The sequence below is a fragment of the Nonomuraea sp. NPDC048901 genome (genome assembly GCF_040649695.1).
Taxonomy (GTDB): domain Bacteria; phylum Actinomycetota; class Actinomycetes; order Streptosporangiales; family Streptosporangiaceae; genus Nonomuraea.
In genome coordinates, this window is sequence record NZ_JBEZFW010000022.1 from 115,642 (window position 1) to 131,962 (window position 16,321).

Annotated in this window: 13 protein-coding genes; 5 read left to right on the forward strand and 8 right to left on the reverse strand. The window is 71.2% G+C overall.

The genetic code is table 11. The annotated features are described in order from the left end of the window. Window positions 1-80: 80 nt before the first annotated feature. Window positions 81-1,598 carry an acyl-CoA synthetase gene (locus AB0C30_RS48745; protein ID WP_357957288.1) on the forward strand — a complete coding sequence of 506 codons (1,518 nt, stop codon included), beginning with the start codon at window positions 81-83 and terminating at the stop codon, window positions 1,596-1,598. Between the two features lie 15 nt (window positions 1,599-1,613). Here AB0C30_RS48745 and AB0C30_RS48750 read toward each other — a convergent pair whose 3' ends face one another. After that, window positions 1,614-3,203, reverse strand: coding sequence for a benzoate-CoA ligase family protein (locus AB0C30_RS48750; protein WP_357957290.1), 1,590 nt, complete (start codon window positions 3,201-3,203; stop codon window positions 1,614-1,616). 112 nt (window positions 3,204-3,315) lie between these two features. Here AB0C30_RS48750 and AB0C30_RS48755 point away from each other — a divergent pair, with 112 nt between their 5' ends. Then, window positions 3,316-4,134 carry a PaaX family transcriptional regulator C-terminal domain-containing protein gene (locus tag AB0C30_RS48755; RefSeq protein ID WP_357957292.1) on the forward strand — a complete coding sequence of 273 codons (819 nt, stop codon included), beginning with the start codon at window positions 3,316-3,318 and terminating at the stop codon, window positions 4,132-4,134. Between the two features lie 56 nt (window positions 4,135-4,190). On the opposite strand, the gene AB0C30_RS48760 is transcribed toward AB0C30_RS48755, so the two are convergent. From AB0C30_RS48760 to AB0C30_RS48770, 3 genes are read right to left on the reverse strand one after another with little or no spacing between them, the layout of a single operon-like run. After that, on the reverse strand, window positions 4,191-5,132 hold the full coding sequence (locus AB0C30_RS48760; protein WP_357957294.1) for an NUDIX domain-containing protein: 942 nt from the start codon (window positions 5,130-5,132) through the stop codon (window positions 4,191-4,193). Between the two features lie 60 nt (window positions 5,133-5,192). Further along, the gene (locus AB0C30_RS48765; protein WP_357957296.1) at window positions 5,193-6,452 is read right to left on the reverse strand and encodes an ATP-binding protein; all 1,260 of its coding nucleotides are present in this window, start codon (window positions 6,450-6,452) and stop codon (window positions 5,193-5,195) included. Continuing rightward, window positions 6,449-8,671 carry a TerB N-terminal domain-containing protein gene (locus AB0C30_RS48770; RefSeq protein WP_357957298.1) on the reverse strand — a complete coding sequence of 741 codons (2,223 nt, stop codon included), beginning with the start codon at window positions 8,669-8,671 and terminating at the stop codon, window positions 6,449-6,451. The genes AB0C30_RS48765 and AB0C30_RS48770 overlap by 4 nt, the downstream gene beginning before the upstream one ends. A gap of 350 nt (window positions 8,672-9,021) precedes the next feature. Here AB0C30_RS48770 and AB0C30_RS48775 point away from each other — a divergent pair, with 350 nt between their 5' ends. After that, window positions 9,022-10,413, forward strand: coding sequence for a tetratricopeptide repeat protein (locus tag AB0C30_RS48775; RefSeq protein WP_357957300.1), 1,392 nt, complete (start codon window positions 9,022-9,024; stop codon window positions 10,411-10,413). Window positions 10,414-10,522: 109 nt separating this feature from the next. Then, complete coding sequence (locus AB0C30_RS48780) at window positions 10,523-11,347, forward strand: PIG-L family deacetylase (protein ID WP_357957301.1); 825 nt, start codon at window positions 10,523-10,525, stop codon at window positions 11,345-11,347. Window positions 11,348-11,456: 109 nt separating this feature from the next. On the opposite strand, the gene AB0C30_RS48785 is transcribed toward AB0C30_RS48780, so the two are convergent. From AB0C30_RS48785 to AB0C30_RS48800, 4 genes are read right to left on the reverse strand one after another with little or no spacing between them, the layout of a single operon-like run. Further along, window positions 11,457-12,467 carry a LacI family DNA-binding transcriptional regulator gene (locus tag AB0C30_RS48785; RefSeq protein WP_357957303.1) on the reverse strand — a complete coding sequence of 337 codons (1,011 nt, stop codon included), beginning with the start codon at window positions 12,465-12,467 and terminating at the stop codon, window positions 11,457-11,459. A gap of 10 nt (window positions 12,468-12,477) precedes the next feature. Further along, complete coding sequence (locus tag AB0C30_RS48790) at window positions 12,478-13,284, reverse strand: ATP-binding cassette domain-containing protein (protein ID WP_357957305.1); 807 nt, start codon at window positions 13,282-13,284, stop codon at window positions 12,478-12,480. Continuing rightward, window positions 13,281-14,243, reverse strand: a complete 963-nt coding sequence (locus tag AB0C30_RS48795; protein WP_357957307.1) for an ABC transporter permease — start codon at window positions 14,241-14,243, stop codon at window positions 13,281-13,283. The genes AB0C30_RS48790 and AB0C30_RS48795 overlap by 4 nt, the downstream gene beginning before the upstream one ends. Window positions 14,244-14,253: 10 nt before the next feature. Next, on the reverse strand, window positions 14,254-15,237 hold the full coding sequence (locus AB0C30_RS48800) for a sugar ABC transporter substrate-binding protein (protein ID WP_357957309.1): 984 nt from the start codon (window positions 15,235-15,237) through the stop codon (window positions 14,254-14,256). A 150-nt stretch (window positions 15,238-15,387) separates the two neighbouring features. Here AB0C30_RS48800 and AB0C30_RS48805 point away from each other — a divergent pair, with 150 nt between their 5' ends. After that, a complete protein-coding gene (locus tag AB0C30_RS48805) occupies window positions 15,388-16,317 on the forward strand; it encodes a carbohydrate kinase (RefSeq protein ID WP_357957311.1) in 930 nt (309 codons plus the stop codon). Window positions 16,318-16,321 lie beyond the last annotated feature (4 nt).

A 16,321-nucleotide genomic window follows, 5' to 3' on the forward strand; every position in this document is an offset into this window, starting at 1 on the left:
GGCGCTTTCGCGTTTCCCCTGCGGGTTAGGATCGCCGAACATGGTTCGGTCCTTGGTCCGGTGGAGATGAGGATGTGCTCATGACGACTCGACAGCATGCCATCGGTGACCTGCTGCGGCGCTCGGCCGCGCGGTTCCCCGCCAAGACCGCGATCGTGTACGGCCAGGAGCGGTGGACCTACGCCGAGCTGGACCGGGCGGTGAACCGCATGGCCAACGCGCTGGCCGCCCGGGGTGTGGGCACGGGCGACAGGTTCGCCCTGTTCAGCCATAACAACGACGTCTTCGTGGTGGCGTACTTCGCGCTGGCCCGGCTGGGCGCGATCTCCGTGCCGATCAACTTCATGCTGGGCGCCGATGAGGTCTCCTACATCCTGCGGCACGCGGGGGCGACAGGCCTGCTGGTGGAGGAGGCGCTGCTGCCCGTGGCCGAGCGGGCCGTCTCCGACGGGGTCGCGGTGCGCGGGGTGATCGGGCATGCCGAAGGGTGGGAGCCGGTCACAGACTGGCTGGCGCACGGCGACGACACCGAGCCGCGGGTGGAGATCGCCGACGACGACCCGATCCAGCTCATGTACACCAGCGGCACCGAATCCAGGCCCAAGGGCGCCACTCTGTCCAGCCGCGGTCTGATCGCCCAGTACACCTCGTGCGTGATCGACGGCGAGATGAGCCCCGCCGACGTGGAGGTGCACGCGCTGCCGCTCTACCACTGCGCGCAGCTGCACTGTTTCCTCACGCCCGGCCTCTATCTCGGCGCCACCAACGTGATCCTGCCCGGCGCCGATCCGGCGGCGATCCTGGCGGCGATCGAGGCGGAGGGCGCCACCAAGCTGTTCTGCCCGCCGACCGTCTGGATCGGCCTGCTGCGCCACCCCGACTTCGACCGCCGCGACCTGTCGTCGCTGCGCAAGGGCTACTACGGCGCGTCGATCATGCCGGTCGAGGTGCTGAAGGAGATCGCCGCGCGGCTGCCGGGGGTGCGGCTGTTCAACTTCTACGGCCAGACCGAGATGGCGCCCGTGGCCACCATCCTGGGCCCGGACGAACAGCTGACCAGGCTCGGCTCGGCGGGCCGGCCCGCCCTGAACGTCGAGACCAGGATCGTCGACGACAACGATGAGCCGGTGCCGCCCGGTGTGGTCGGCGAGATCGTGCACCGCGGCCCGCACGCCATGCTCGGCTACTGGAACGACCCGGACAAGACCGCCGAGGCGTTCCGCGGCGGCTGGTTCCACAGCGGCGACCTGGGCGTACTGGACGCCGACGGCTATCTGTCGGTCGTGGACCGCAAGAAGGACATGATCAAGTCCGGCGGCGAGAACGTGGCCAGCCGGGAGGTCGAGGAGGCGATCTACCAGCACCCGGCCGTCGCGGAGGCGGCGGTGTTCGGGGTGCCCGACGCTCGGTGGATCGAGGCGGTGACGGCCGCCGTCGTGCTGCGCGAGGGCGCCGGCCTGACCGCCGACGAGCTGATCTCCTTCCTGCGGGTACGGCTGGCCGCCTTCAAGACGCCGAAGACGGTGGTGTTCGTGGAGTCGCTGCCCAAGAACGCCAGCGGCAAGGTGCTGAAGAGGGAGCTTCGCGGGCTGTGGTGACAGTGCCCGGCTTGACTATTCGCCGAGCCGGTCGGCGGCGATCTGGCGGATGACCACGCGCTGGATCTTGCCGGTGGCGGTCTTGGGGAGCTCTTCCAGCACCAGCACCTCGCGCGGCCGTTTGAAGGAGGCCAGCCCGTCGCGGCAGAAGGCGATGAGCTCCGCCGCGTCCACCGTCTTCCCAGCGGCGGGCACCACGCAGGCGACCGGCTTCTCCAGCCCGTTCGCGTCGGTGAAGGCGACGACCGCGGCCTCGCCGACCGACTCGTGCTGCAGCAGCCGGGACTCGACCTCCATCGGCGACACCCAGATGCCACTCGCCTTGATCATGTCGTTGGAGCGGCCGAGGCACTGGTAGACGCCGTCGGCGTCGCGTACGTAGGTGTCGCCGGTGCGTAACCACTCCCCCTGGAACACCTGGCGGGTGGTGTCGGTCCGGCACCAGTAGCCGGTGGCGATGGAGTCGCCGCGTACGTACAGGTGGCCCGGCTGTCCGTCGGCCACCGGACTGCCGGAGTCGTCGAGCAGCTTGCATTCGTAGCCGGGGACGACGGTGCCCGAAGTGCCTGGCCTGACCTGGCCCGGACGGTTGGAGATGAAGATGTGCAGGGCCTCGGTCGAGCCGATGCCGTCGATGATGTCGACGCCGAACCTCTCGGTGAAACGCCGGTAGATCTCCGCCGGCAACGCCTCTCCCGCCGAGGCCGCCAGTCGTACCGAGGAGAAGGTGTCGTCGGGCGCGTCGGAGGCGAGCAGGCCCGCGTAGAACGTCGGCCCGGCGAAGAACAGCGTCGGCCGCTCGGCCACCACCCGCGCCACCACCCCCGGCGGCGTGGGTCTGAAGGGGTCGAGCACTGTCGTCGCGCCCACCGACAGCGGGAAGAACAGCGAGTTGCCGATGCCGTAGGCGAAGAACAGCCGGGCGACCGAGAAGCACCGGTCCTCCGGCGTGATGCCCAGGACCTGCCGGCCGTAGGTCTCGCAGACGTCCCTGATGGCGCCGTGCCGGTGCATGGCCGCCTTCGGCGCGCCGGTCGTGCCCGAAGTGTAGAGCCACAGCGCGGGGGAATCCGTCCAGGTCTGGTACGGCTCGCCCACCGTACGGCCGGCGTCCACCACGTCCGCCAGCGAGCACACCGGGACGCCGACGTCCGCGTCGGACGCCGGGACGACGTCGGCCGCCCGCTGGCCCACGTTGCCGGTCAGGACGAGCAGGGCGACCTCGGGCGCGTTGGCCAGCGCCACCCTGACCGCCGGCTCGTACTCGGGCGTCGCCACCACCACGCGGGCCCGCGAGTCGCGGATCAGGGCGCCGAGTTCCACGCCGTTGTACATGGTGGACAGCGGCACCGCGACGCCGCCCATGCGCATGACGGCCAGGATGGTGACGAGCGTCTCGGGCCGGTCGGACATGACGAGCGCCACGCGTTCCTCGGGCCGGACACCGACCACCCGCAGCCCGGAGGAGAGCTCACCGACACGGGCCGCGAGCTGGGCGTATGTGAGTGTGCCGGCCGAGCCGGCCACCGCGGTGTGCGCACCGCGACCGGCTTCGACCTGACGATCCACGAGATAGAGACTGGCGTTGAACGACTCCGATGACATGGTCGTCCTTACAGGGAGGGAGACACGCCGTACGAGAATCTTCTATACAGAATTGATGCATCGTCAACTACTTGTAGCATTGAATCAGACTCCCACCCCGAAAGGAGCATAAATGGCCAGGCTGCCCCGCCACCATCAGTCGAGCGCGAGGTCGATGCTGCTGACGGTGCTGGGCGAGCACGTGCTGCCTTCCGATGAGCCGGCGTGGACGTCGGCGCTGCTGCACGTGATGGGCGGGCTCGGGGTGGAGGAGAAGTCGGCCAGGCAGGCGCTGGCGCGGATGGCCGCCGACGGGTGGATCGTGTCGGCGCGGTCCGGGCGGCGGGTGCGGTGGTCGCTGACGCGGCGCGGCCGCGAACTGCTGACGGAGGGGGCCGAGCGGATCTACGCGTTCGGCCGCGACCGCGAGCCGTGGGACGGCCGCTGGGTGGTGCTGATCGCGAGCGTGCCGGAGTCCAGGCGCGAGCTACGCCACCGGCTGCGTACCGGTCTGACGTGGGCGGGCTTCGGCAGTCCCGTGCCCGGGGTGTGGGTCAGCCCGCACACCACCCGCGAGGCCGAGGCCAAGCAGGTGGTCGAGGGGCTGGGGCTGGACGCGGCGGTGTTCTCCTTCAACGGGCCCTACGCGGGGATCGGCTCCGAGCGGACGCTGGTGGAGCAGGCCTGGCATCTGGGGGAACTGGCGGCGCACTATCAGGAGTTCATCCAGGAGTTCGCCGGCATGCGGCCCGAGCCGGGCGATCCGGTGCTGCTGGCGCAGGTCCGGCTCGTACACGAGTGGCGGCGCTTCCCGATGCTCGACCCGCGCCTGCCCCTGGAGCTGTCGCCGCCGAACTGGATCGGGGTGCGCGCGGCCAACGTCTTCAATGACCTGCACGGCACCTGGCTGGCGGGCGCGCGGCGGCAGTGGGACGAGCTGCGGAACATGTGACACTTCCCTTGCGGGGCATCACGCCAGTGTCGACTCTTGGCAGACCAGCGACGCTCTCAACGCTCTGGAGTCCATCCGTACAGCGCGAACGGCTCCTTCTCCAGCACCCTGGCGATGGCCGCGGCCGGGTAGCCGATGGTGTCGTCGGGCAGCCGGCCGAGCGGCCGCCAGGCGAGCGCGGCGCACTTGTGCGGCTCGGCGTTGTAGGGCTCGCCGGTCCACTTCCTGGCGACGAAGAACAAACCGACGCGATCGGGGGCGCGGTGCATGACGTGGGCGAACTCCAGGTCCTCCGGCCGGATGGTGACGCCGACCTCCTCGCGGGCCTCCCTGACGGCCGCGCCGACCACCGACTCACCGGGCTCCAGGTGCCCCGAGGGCAGGTGCCATCGGCCGTCGCCGTAGCCGGTGCCGGCCCGTTTGCCGAGGAGCACCGTGCCGTCACGGACGAGCATCACGTGCACGTCGACGATGGCCCGGAACCGCTCGGGACGCGGCTCCCCGACGGCCTCACCGGCAGCGTCCGGACGGGGGCTCCCAACGGTTTTCGCATCCGCCTCACCGGCGGCCGCCACGGTTTTCGCATCCGCCTCCTCAACGGCCTTCGGGACCGTCTCGCCGGGGCCTGACGGTGGCTTGCCGGTGTCCTCGGGGCGGCGGTCGAGGGCCTGGGCCCATTTGACGGCGACCGCGGCCACCTGGATCAGCTCGGTGCGCAGCGCCTCGGGCTCCGATTCGGCGAACGCCTCCAGAACCTCCTCGCGCAGGATGTGCCGCCAGGTCAGCTCCCCGCGCCGGGCCGCCTCCTCCGTCTCCAGCCGCGCCCGGTCGGCCTCGGCCACCGCGCCCTCGGCCCCAGTGCCGTCGGGTACGGTCTGCATGCCCCACTTGGCGTCCTGCGCCGCCCGCTCGGCCGTCACGTCGCCGAGCACCCTGGCCAGCGACCCCGGCACACCCGCGTCGCCATCGTGCGCCGCCCCGTCGTCATCCCTCGTCATGGACGACGAGTCTGCCCGATCCCTCTGACAGAACCCACCGACGACACCACGGGGCGGCGGTCACACCGGGCGGTCGTCCTCCTCCTCGGCCGACAGGTCCACCCCCGGCAGGAGCCGCCGCCAGCTCGCCCCGGAATCCTGCTCCAGTACGGCCAGCAGATCGCAGAACGCCTTGAACGTCGCCCGGGGCATCCGGTAGTACCACTCCCCCACCCGCCCGAAGCAGTGGTGCATGAAGGCCACCAGCGCGTCGTCGTCCACGAGGTACCGACCGTCCTCGCCGGAGGCGTAGACGAACCGGATCTTGGCCAGCGCCACGTACAGCTCCTCCGCCGTCAGCGCCGCCAGCCGGAGCACCGGCCCACCGTTGTTCACCGGCCCGGCGTGATCCATCAGCCCGGGCTCGGCGAAGGCGCGCGCGCCCAGCCGCCGGCGCAGCGGCACATGACTGAAAAGCCCGCTGTGCCCGTCCATGAGGAACTCGGGAGTGCCGCCGAACACGAACCCCAGATGCGGCACTCCCCCGATGACGATGCTCAGGATCTGCTCGTAGTTGGCGTCGCGAGCCTGCGGAGAGGCGAGCCTGAACAGGTTGACCAGCTCGTCCAGGAAGACGAACACCCCGGCGTACCCGGCCAGCCGGACGAACCGGCTCATCAGCGCGAGATGATCGAGCACGGTCGAGTCGCCGATGATCGACCGCACGCCGAGCGCCGATCTGGCCTCCGCCGCGGTCGGGTACTCCGCGCGCAGCCAGCGCAGCGCGGCCGACTTGAGATGCTCGTCGCCCGTGTCGTGGCCGCGCCAGTACGCCCCGACGACCTCGGCGAAGTCGTGGCCGCCCGGACGCGCCTCCAGATGGGCCAGGCGTTCCCTGATCGCCTCGCCGGGGTCGGTGCCCGCCTGGCGGGCCTCGTCGAGCACGGTGGACAGGAAGCGTTCGACGACGGCGGCCAGCGCGCCGCCGGTGGGCCTGGCGCGGGTGGCCATGCTGCGGGCCAGCTCGGTGTAGAGGGCGCGGGCCTGGCCCTCCTCCGAGTGCAGCCGATAGTCGGCGGTGATGTCGGCGTGCAGGGTGACCAACCGCTTGTCCAACGCCACGGAGCGCGCCAGGTGCAGCAGGAACGTCTTGCCCGCCCCGTGCTCGCCGATGACGAGCCGGACGGCCGAGCCGCCCACCACGACCCGTTCGATGTCGCCGGTCAGAACCGCCAGCTCGGCGGTACGACCGGCCTGGATGTGGCGCTGCCCGATCAGCGGGACCACCCCTGCCCGCAGCGCCTTGAGGAGGGCGTCGCGTTCGCGGGCCCGAACGGTCACTTCAGCATCTCCCCCAGCAGTAGCCGGTCGATCAGGATCGGGTCGTCGCCGTCGAGCAGCGGATCGCCCGCGCTCTCGTAGGCGGCCTCGTTGACACGGTCCATCGCGCCCTCCGGCAGCAGTTTCCAGGCGTCCGCGAGCATCTCGAACTGACCCCGGGTGAGTTGCGGCTGATCGACGGCGGCCAGGGCGCGGACCAGGCCGGAGTGGCGGCTGTCCAGCCCCGCGACCGGGGGCACCGGAGGAGGCGGGGCGGCTGTGAGGAGCGGCTCATCACCGGCGAGCAGTGAATCGAGCAGCGTCCCCACCCTGGCCGTCTCGACCAGCCGGGCGACGGCGCGCCCGTTGGACACCGTCGGGGCGCTGAGGACGGGCACACCGAAGACGGGCACTCCCGGAACGAGCTGCCGTACAGGCATGTGGAACCCGGACGGGTAAGGCATGTCGGGGCCGGACAGATAGGGCATGTCGCCGCGTGGCGGAGGCACCTGCTGGGCGGGCGCGTGCGGGAAGTACGCCAGCTGGATCGGCGCATGCCGCACCGCGACGTACGGGGAGCCCCCCGCACGCCCGGCGGGCTCGGGATCCCGATCCAGTCCCAGCAGCCAGTGGATCCTGGTGAGCAGTTCGGCCTCGTCCGGCGTGAGGTGCCCGTTGGCGCCGGTCACGTCCCTCAGGAACTCCGCCACATAGCCACGCTCGGACCGGTCGATCTCCTGGACGCGAGCGGCCAGACCAGCCAGCGGCACATCCGCCGCGAGCACCCATTCCATATGCGCACGCAACCGGACCCGCTCACCGGGCGTGAGACTCAGCGCCCGCTCGAGATGCTCGCTCAGCCGACGATACGCGGCCTGACGTGCCTGGTCCCTCGCATGATCCGGCGGATTCAGCGCGTCCTCGCCCGGTGCTCTCGCGACGGCGGCCAGGTGCAGCAGTACGGTGGCCGCCCGGTACACCTCGGACGCCGCCGCCGTCGGGCCGTCCGGCGCCGCGAACAAGGCCATCACCCCCGCGCCCGGCACCGGACCCCCCAGACGCGGGTCCGGCTCGATCCCCACCCCGGCCCGCCCGAGGATCTGGGCCAGCGCGATGACGTCCTTCCTGGCGGGCTCGGGCGTGGACAGCAGGGCGACGAACTCCTCGGCGGGCACGAGCGCGGTCTCCCGCCCCGCGAGCCGGCCCAGCGCCCACCGCACCGCCCGCCCGGCACCGCCGGAGCCCAGGTCGAGCAATTCCGCGGGCAGCAGCGCCTGGGCCCGTACGCTCTGCTTCGCGCCGGGCAGCCGGCCCAGGAAGCGGCTGTACGCCTCCAGCTCGGAGCAGCACTCCTCGGCCAGCGCGAACAGCTGCCGGGTGGGCGCGGCGAGCGTCAGCACATCGGGTACGCCGGGCAGCACCGGCGGGGCCCCGGCGAACCCGGAGCTCGCGGGCCGATACTCGAAGGCCAGCTCCTTGGATCCGGGCCGGACGACAAGCCCTTCGCCGTGACGTGCCGCGTACCGCCGCTGGAACAGCGCCCCGAACTCCGCCGGGCACCGCGTCGCCGGCGCGCCCGGCCGGTAGGCCGGGTGGCCGCGCAGCCAGGCCAGCGCCCAGTCGGCGGGCACCGGTTCGCCCCGCGCGGCCAGCTCCCCCAGCCGGGCCCGCATCGCGAACGCCGCGCCGGTCACCTCGGGCTCGCACAGAGCGGCCAGCAGCTCCGCGAACGGCCCCGCGTGCCGCTGGAAGGCGTCGTGCCGGGAATAGACGCCGAGCAGGCGGCGCACCTCCTCGTGGATGACCGGCAACTCCTCCTGCGCCGTGGAGCGGTCCAGGTGCAGGTCGTGTAGCACGCGACGTTCGAGGCCGTAGAAATAGAGGAAAACGTAGCCGAGGGGTGTCCGCGAATAGCATCGCCCGTCGGCGAGCCAGCTCAGATAGGCGGCCCGCGAGGGCGGTGGGAGGGCGGCGTAGCTGGGCCAGCGGTCGAGCCCCTGACCGTCCCAGTCCGGCTGCGTCATGTCCACCGGCAGTTCAGGGTCGATCAGCGACGGCTCCACCGACATTCCGGACGCGGACGGCAGCTCGGAGCCCACGTAGAGCAGGCCGCCGATGATGTTCAGGCCGGCGAGATGGATGGCACTGCCGGCGGGCAGCCACGGCCCCTCCGGCGACGCGGGTGAGGCGGCTTTGGCCTGGCCGGATGACGCATGGCGGCCACGCGCGCGGTACACCACCGGCCCTCCTCCACCTCACCACGAAATAGACAGGGATTGCACCCTAACGCCCCCGCCATTGCCCGACATATCGCTCCAGGCCCTCGTTACAATCTTGAATCCCGGCCCCGCCGGCCATTTAGCGGACCGGCCGAAAAACCTTTTCTAACCGCCCTGATGACCGGGGTCCGCGGCCATTGGTAATGGAGCTTCCACGACCAGGCGCTTCCCCCGCCGAAACGGCTTACACGCCCGCAGCCGGAGGGGCCGCCGACGGTCCCGACGCCCCACCGAATCGCCGCTGACGCTCCCGACACGCGCCGAGGGGCGGCGCCGGCTCCTGCCGACCGGCCGCCTTTTATAGTGGCCGGGTGACCGACGACCAGCACGGGCTGGCGATGAGCGGCGCGGGCGGTGCCGCCGCCCGCCACTACGACCGGGCGATCGACGAGCTGCTGCACTTTCGCGCGGAGGTCGACGTCGAGGCCGCCGCCGCCCTGGCCGAGGCGCCCGACTTCCCGATGGGCCAGGTCCTGACCGCCTACCTCGGGCTGCTGACCACGGAGGTGGAGGACGCGCGCACCGCCAGGCAGCGCTTCGCCGCCTGGCGCGGCCGTAGCGACGCCGCCGCGCTCCTGCCCCGCGAACGCGCGCACGTCGAGGCCGTCCAGGCGCTGCTCGACGGCGACTTCCTGACCTGCGGCAGGCTCCTCGGCGCGATCACCGAGCAGTACCCCCGTGACGCCCTGGCGCTGGCGGCGGGGCACCAGGTCGACTTCTTCACCGGCGACGCCCGCTCGCTGCGCGACAGGATCGGCGGCGCGCTCAACGCCTGGCACGAGGACGACCGGCACTACGGCCACGTGCTCGGGATGTACGCGTTCGGGCTGGAGGAGGCCGGGCACTACGACCGGTCGGAGGATGTGGGGCTGCGGGCGGTCGAGCTGAACGCGCGCGACGTCTGGGGCATCCACGCGGTCGTGCACACCTACGAGATGCAGGGCCGGTTCGGCGACGGCATCCGCTACCTCGACGCCCGGCTCGGCGACTGGTCGACCGGCACGTTCTTCAACGTGCACACCTGGTGGCACTACGCCCTCTACGCGCTGGAGGCCGGCGACACCGGCCGGGCACTGGCCATCTACGACGCGGCGCTGGCCGACGGTCAGGGCTCGATGGAACTGCTCGACGCCGCCGCGCTGCTGTGGCGGCTGCTTCTGGAGGGCTCCGGCCAGCACGAACGCTGGCGGGCGCTGGCCGACGCGTGGCCCGCCAAGGTGGCCGAGCCGTTCTACGCCTTCAACGACATGCACGCCGTCATGTCGTACGTGGGCGCGGGCCGGGACGCGCAGGCCGAGAGACTCATCGCGAGCCGGGAGACCTACCTGTCCGAACCCCACCCGAACATCACCAACCACGCCATGACCGCCCGCGTCGGCCTGCCGGTCTGCCGGTCGCTGGTCGCCTTCGGCCGGGGCGACTACGACGCGGTCGTGGACCTGCTCTATCCGATCAGGCATCGGATCAACGAGTTCGGCGGCAGCCACGCGCAGCGGGACGCCGTACAGAAGACGCTCCTGGAGGCGGCGCTGCGCGGCGGGCGCCGGGATCTGGCGCGGGTGCTGGTCAGCGAGCGGATCAGCGTGCGGCCGTGCAGCCCGTTCAACTGGCTCAAGCAGGGCGCCCTCGCCGAGGCGCTCGGCGACCGCGCGGCGGCCGCGACGGCCCGCCTCCGAGCCGGCGAACTGACCCGCCGCACCTGACCCCTCGGGACGGCCCGCCTCCGCGCCCACCAGCCGGACCGGACCCATCGGGAGCAGCCGCTGTCCGCTCCGTCCGCAACTGTCGGTGCCGCCCAGTAGGGTCTGCATCATGGATCGGCAACTCACCCTGATGGCCGTGCACGCCCACCCCGACGACGAATGCCTGAGCACTGGCGGCGTCTTCGCTCGTTATGCCGACGAGGGCATCCGCACGGTCCTGGTCACCTGCACCAACGGCGAGCAGGGCGACGGGCCCGGCGGCGTCAAGCCCGGCGACCCCGGCCACGTCGCCGAAGAGGTGGCCGAGCGGCGGCTGGCGGAGCTGCGCGAGTCGGTGGAGCACCTGGGCATCGACCACCTGGAGCTGCTCGGCTACCGCGACTCCGGCATGGACGGGTGGGACACCAACGCTCACCCCGACGCCTTCGCCAACGTGCCCGTCGACCTGGCCGCCGGCCGGCTCGGCGAGCTGATAAAGCAATACCGCCCGCAGGTCGTGGTCACCTATGACGAGACCGGCGGCAGCGGCTACAACCACCCCGACCACGTCCAGGCCCATCGCATCACGGTCGCGGCCGTCGAGGCGACCGGTGTCGCCGACAAGCTCTACTACACGGCCCTCCCCCGCTCCGCGATGAAGCGCATGTTCGAGCTCGTCCGCAGCAGCGGCATCGACCTGGGCGACTTCGAGCCCTCCGACGACTTCGGCACCCCCGACGAGCTCGTGACCGCCGTCGTCGACGTCGCCCCCTACGTCGAGCGCAAGCTCAAGGCGCTGCGGTCGCACGCGAGCCAGGGCGACAACATCTTCCTGTTCCAGATGCCCGAAGAGGCCCAGCAGGCGGCGTTCTCCGCTGAGGCGTTCACCCGGATCGTCAATCGCGTGGCGGCGGCACCGGACCAGGAGGACGACCTGTTCGCGGGGCTGCGCTGACCTGAGCTGACATGGAAAGCCCAGGCCGACCTCTAGAGCCGACCTCTGGGAAGGTGCGCGGGGCCTTTCCCTTACAGAAACAGGATCGGCGCAGAAACAGGGTCCGGGCTCAGGAGAGCGCCGGCAGCTCCCCCGACCCCCGGACGATCAGCCGGGTGGGCACCAGTGGTCGCCGGGCGCGGGAGCGGTCGCCGTCCAGGCGCGACAGCACCAGCTCCGCCGCCACCTCCCCGATGGCCGCCGGATCCTGCGCCACGACGGTGAGCGGCGGGTCCAGGACCTCCGCCAGCGGCAGGTCGTCGAACCCCACCAGCGCCACGTCCCGCCGCCCCGCCCGGGCCAGCGCGACCACCGCCCCCATGGAGGCCAGGTTGTTGGCCGCGAACAGGGCCGTGGGCGGGCGGTCCAGGGCGAGCAGGCGCAGGGTGGCCGCGCGGGCCGCCTCCTGGTCGTGGCCCGTCTCCACCAGGGTGCGGTCGAACGGCAGGCCCGCCTGCTCCAGGGCGTCGCGGTAACCCTGGAAGCGTTCGCGGCGGGTGTAGAGGGTGGCGGGCAGGTCACCGATGAAGCCGATCCGGCGGTGGCCGTACCCGATCAGGTGCTCGATGCCGGCCTGCGCGCCGGCCCGGTTGCCGCTGACCACGCTGTCGGCCGTCAGGCCGACGGCCGGGCGGTCGAGGAAGACGATGGGCAGGCCGGCGACCCGCTCCGTACGCAGGTACCGGTGGTCGCTGCCGGCCGAGGGGACCACGATGAGGGCGCTGACCCGCCGGGCCAGGAAGGTGGCGATCAGGGACTGCTCCAGTTCGGCGGTCTCGCTGGAGGAGCCGACGATGAGGGTCAGGCCGCGGGCCCGGACGGCGTTCTCGATGCCGCCCGCCACCGTGCCGAAGAACGGGTTGCCCATCTCGGGGATGACCAGCCCGATCGCGGCGTCCCTGGCGCCGACCCGCATGTTGCGCGCCATCAGGTTGGGTTGGTAGCCCAGCTTGCGGACCGCGGCCATGACGCGTTCGCGCGTCTCGATGGCCACGGGTCCGTCGTCGTTGAGCACCCGTGAGACGGTCTTGGCGGTGACGCCCACCTCACGGGCCACGTCTGTCATGGTGGGACGCCGCATTTCGCCCATGCTAGAGGCCGATCGCCTCCGCCGCGTCCTTGTCCGTCACGACCGACTTGCCCTCCGACACCTGGAGTGCTCCGGTCATGATGGCGACGACCTCGGCCATGCTGTGGTCGCCCGGCTTGATCTGGGCGACGCGGCGGCCGAGCCGCTGGACGTGGATGCGGTCGGCGATCTCGAAGACGTGCGGCATGTTGTGGCTGATCAGGACGACGGGCATGCCGCGGTCGCGGACCCGCTTGATCATGTCCAGCACCTGCCCCGACTCCTTGACGCCGAGTGCGGCGGTCGGCTCGTCCATGACCACGACGTGGGAGGCCCACGCCACGGCCCTGGCCACGGCCACGCCCTGCCGCTGGCCGCCGGACAGCGACTCGACCGGCTGGGTGAGCGAGCGCAGGCCGATCTTCAGGTCGGCCATGTGCTTGGCCGACTCCTCGCGCATCCGCTTCTTGTCGAGCATCCGGAAGATCGTGCCGAGCGGTCCTGGCTTGCGGAGCTCGCGGCCGAGGAACATGTTCGTCGAGATGTCGAGCGAGGCCGCGACGGCGAGCTCCTGGTAGACGGTCTCGATGCCGAGCCGGCGCGCCTCCAGGGGGTCGCGGATGCGCACGGGCTTGCCGTCGAGCAGGATCTCGCCCTCGTCCGGCTGCAGCGCGCCGGTCAGCGCCTTGATCAGGCTGGTCTTGCCGGCGCCGTTGTCGCCGATGACGGCGAGCACCTCGCCGGGCATCAGGTCGAAGTCGGCGCCGTCGAGCGCCACCACGTGGCCGTATCGCTTGACCAGGCCTCGGGCCTGGAGCACGGGGGTCATCGGGTCCTCCTGCGGGAGAGCTGGTCGACGGCGACGGCGAGGATCACCAGGATGCCGGTGATGAGCGTCTGGTAAATCGACGGTACGCCCATGAGCTGCAGGCCGTTACGGAAGACCCCCACGATGAGCGCACCGATCAGCGTGCCGAGCACCAGGCCCCGGCCGCCGAACAGGCTGGTCCCGCCGAGGACGACCGCGGTGATGCTGTCGAGGTTGTCCGTCTGACCGGCCTGCGGGTCGCCCACGCCGGTCCTGGAGACGAGCAGCAGGGCGGCGATGCCGTACACGAGGCCCGCGACGGTGTAGACGCCGATCGTCAGCCGCTGCGTGCGAATGCCGGTCAGCCGCGCGACCTCCTGGCTGTTGCCGAGCGCGTACACGTGGCGGCCCCACGCGGTGTACCCCAGCAGGTACGCGAAGAGCAGGAACAGCAGGATCGTGAGCAGCGACCCGTAGGTGACGTTCGTGCCGCCGACCTTGAAGGTCTGCCCCAGGAAGGTCAGCGTGTTCGGGAGGTCGGTGACCGTCTGGTCCTCGGAGTAGATGTGGGTCAGCGCGAACACCACGTTCAGCATGCCCAGCGTCACGATGAACGGCGGCAGCGAGATCCGCGTCACCAGCAGCCCGTTAGCCAGCCCGAACGCGGCGCAGACGGCGAGTCCGGCGGCGACCGCGAGCAGCGGGGGCAGCCCGCTGCCGACGGCCAGCTTGGTCATCACGATGCCGCCGAACGCCATGATCGCGCCGTTGGACAGGTCGATGCCGGCGGTCAGGATGATGAGCGTCTGGCCGATGGCGAGCGTGCCGACGACCATCACCTGCTGGATGATCAGCGAGAAGTTGCCGCCGGTGAGGAACTGGTCGCTGTTGACCGCGAAGAACACGCAGGCCAGCACGAGCGCGGCCAGCGGTCCCGCCGTCGGTGTGGTGATGATGCGGCGCGGCAGCGTCGCTTCCATGACGGCCATGTCAGCCCCAGCAGTTGGCCAGGCCGAAGGTGGTGTCCTTGGACTCCACTCCCGGAACGGCCTTGTCGGTGATCAGGGTGACGCCGGTGTCGACGTAGCCCTTGGGCTTGGCCCCGCCCTTGGCGAAGTCGGCGACGGCCTTGACGCCGTCCTCGGCCATCTTCAGCGGGTACTGCTGCGAGGTCGCGGCGATCTGCCCGCTCTTGACGGCCTTGACGCCGGTGCAGCCGCCGTCCACCGAGACGATCAGCACGTCCTTCTCGCGGCCCTTGGCCTTGAGCGCGGTGTAGGCGCCGAGCGCGGCGGGCTCGTTGATGGTGTAGACGAGGTTGATGTCGGGCGCCTTCTGCAGGCAGTTCTCCATCGCCTCCTGGCCCTTGGACTGGTCACCGCGGGTGTCCTGGGAGCAGGCGATGGACGGGTCGCCGTTGGCGATGCCGAAGCCCTTCAGGAAGCCGTCGTGGCGCAGCTGGCCGACCGTGATGCCGGGCGCCAGGTCCAGCGTGGCGATCTTGGCGGTCTTGCCGGCCATGGCGCCCTTGGCGTACTGGCCGATCAGCTCGCCCGCCTTGAGGTTGTCGGTGGCGAACAGCGCGTCGGTGGCGTCCTGCGGGTCCGTCGGCGTGTCCAGCGCGATCACCACGACGCCGGCGTCCCTGGCCTTCTTGATCGCGGGCACGATCGCCTTGGTGTCGTTGGGCGTGATGAGGATGCCCTTCACCCCGGCCGCGACCATGTTCTCAATGGCAGTGAGCTGGGAGGCGTTGTCCCCGTCGAACTTGCCCGCCGCGGTCATCAGCTCCAGACCCGACGTCTTGGCGGCCTGCTGCGCGCCTTCCTTCATCTTGACGAAGAACGGGTTGGTCTCCGTCTTCGTGATCAGCCCGACCTTGTTGGTGCTGGTGGAGGCCTTCTGCTCGTTGCCGCCACAGCCGGTGACGAGGAGCGCGGCGGCCAGAAGTCCGGCCGAGAGCCTAGCAATCATGGTGGCTTCCTATCAGGGATGATTCAATGTCATCGTTGACATATGTCAACGTTGACATTCGCCGTGCTGCGATGATGGACTCCGTTTCTAGAAACGTCAATGCCCCCTGGGTGTAACAAATCTGCAAACATGGCTGAAAGGTTGGCCCTGATGATCGCTGTCCTGGGCGAATGCGTCGCGGACGCCTTCGCCGACCGGCGCCCCGGCGAGCTGGAGCTCCGGGTTCTGCCGGGCGGCGGCCCCGCGAACACGGCGGTGGCTCTGGCCCGGCTCGGCACCCCGACGCGGTTCCTGGGGCGGGTGTCGGCGGACGTGTTCGGCGAGCTGTTCCGCGAGCACCTCGCCTCCTCCGGGGTGGACCTGTCGGCCATCGTGCCGGCCGCCGAGCCGAGCACGCTGGCGGTGGCCTCACTCGACGAGCGGGGCCAGGCGGCCTACAGCTTCCACGCCGAAGGCACCGCCGACTGGCAGTGGACGGCCGAAGAGCTGGCCGCCGTCGACCCGAGCGGGTGGTCCTGCCTGCACACGGGGTCTCTGGCACTGGTCAGGCGGCCGGGCAGCGCCGCGGTGGAGTCGTTCGCGGCGGACGCCCGCGCGCACGCGACGGTCTCGATCGATCCGAACGTACGGCCCAGCCTGGCCGACCGGGACGCCTACCCGGTGGAGCGGTGGTGCGCGGCGGCCGACATCCTCAAGCTCAGCGACGACGACCTGTCCTTCCTGATGCCGGACCAGCCGTTGGAACGTGCCTGCGACACCTGGCACGCGGCCGGGGCCAGGCTCATCGTGATCACCCGGGGCGCGGACGGCGCGCTGGTGTCGCTGGACGGGGAGCGCGCGATGGTACGGGCGCCCCGGGTCGAGGTCGTCGACACCGTGGGGGCCGGTGACTCCTTCACCGCCGGGCTGCTGCACCGGCTGGGCGTGCGGGGGCTGCTCGGCGGCCGGCTGGACGGGCTGGACCTGGAGACGGCCGCCGACGCCGCCGCCTTCGCGGCCCGGGTGGCGGCGCTGACGTGCTCGGTCGCGGGGGCCAACCCACCGTGGGCGCACCAGCTCAACGAGACCGCCGGGCGGTGACGTC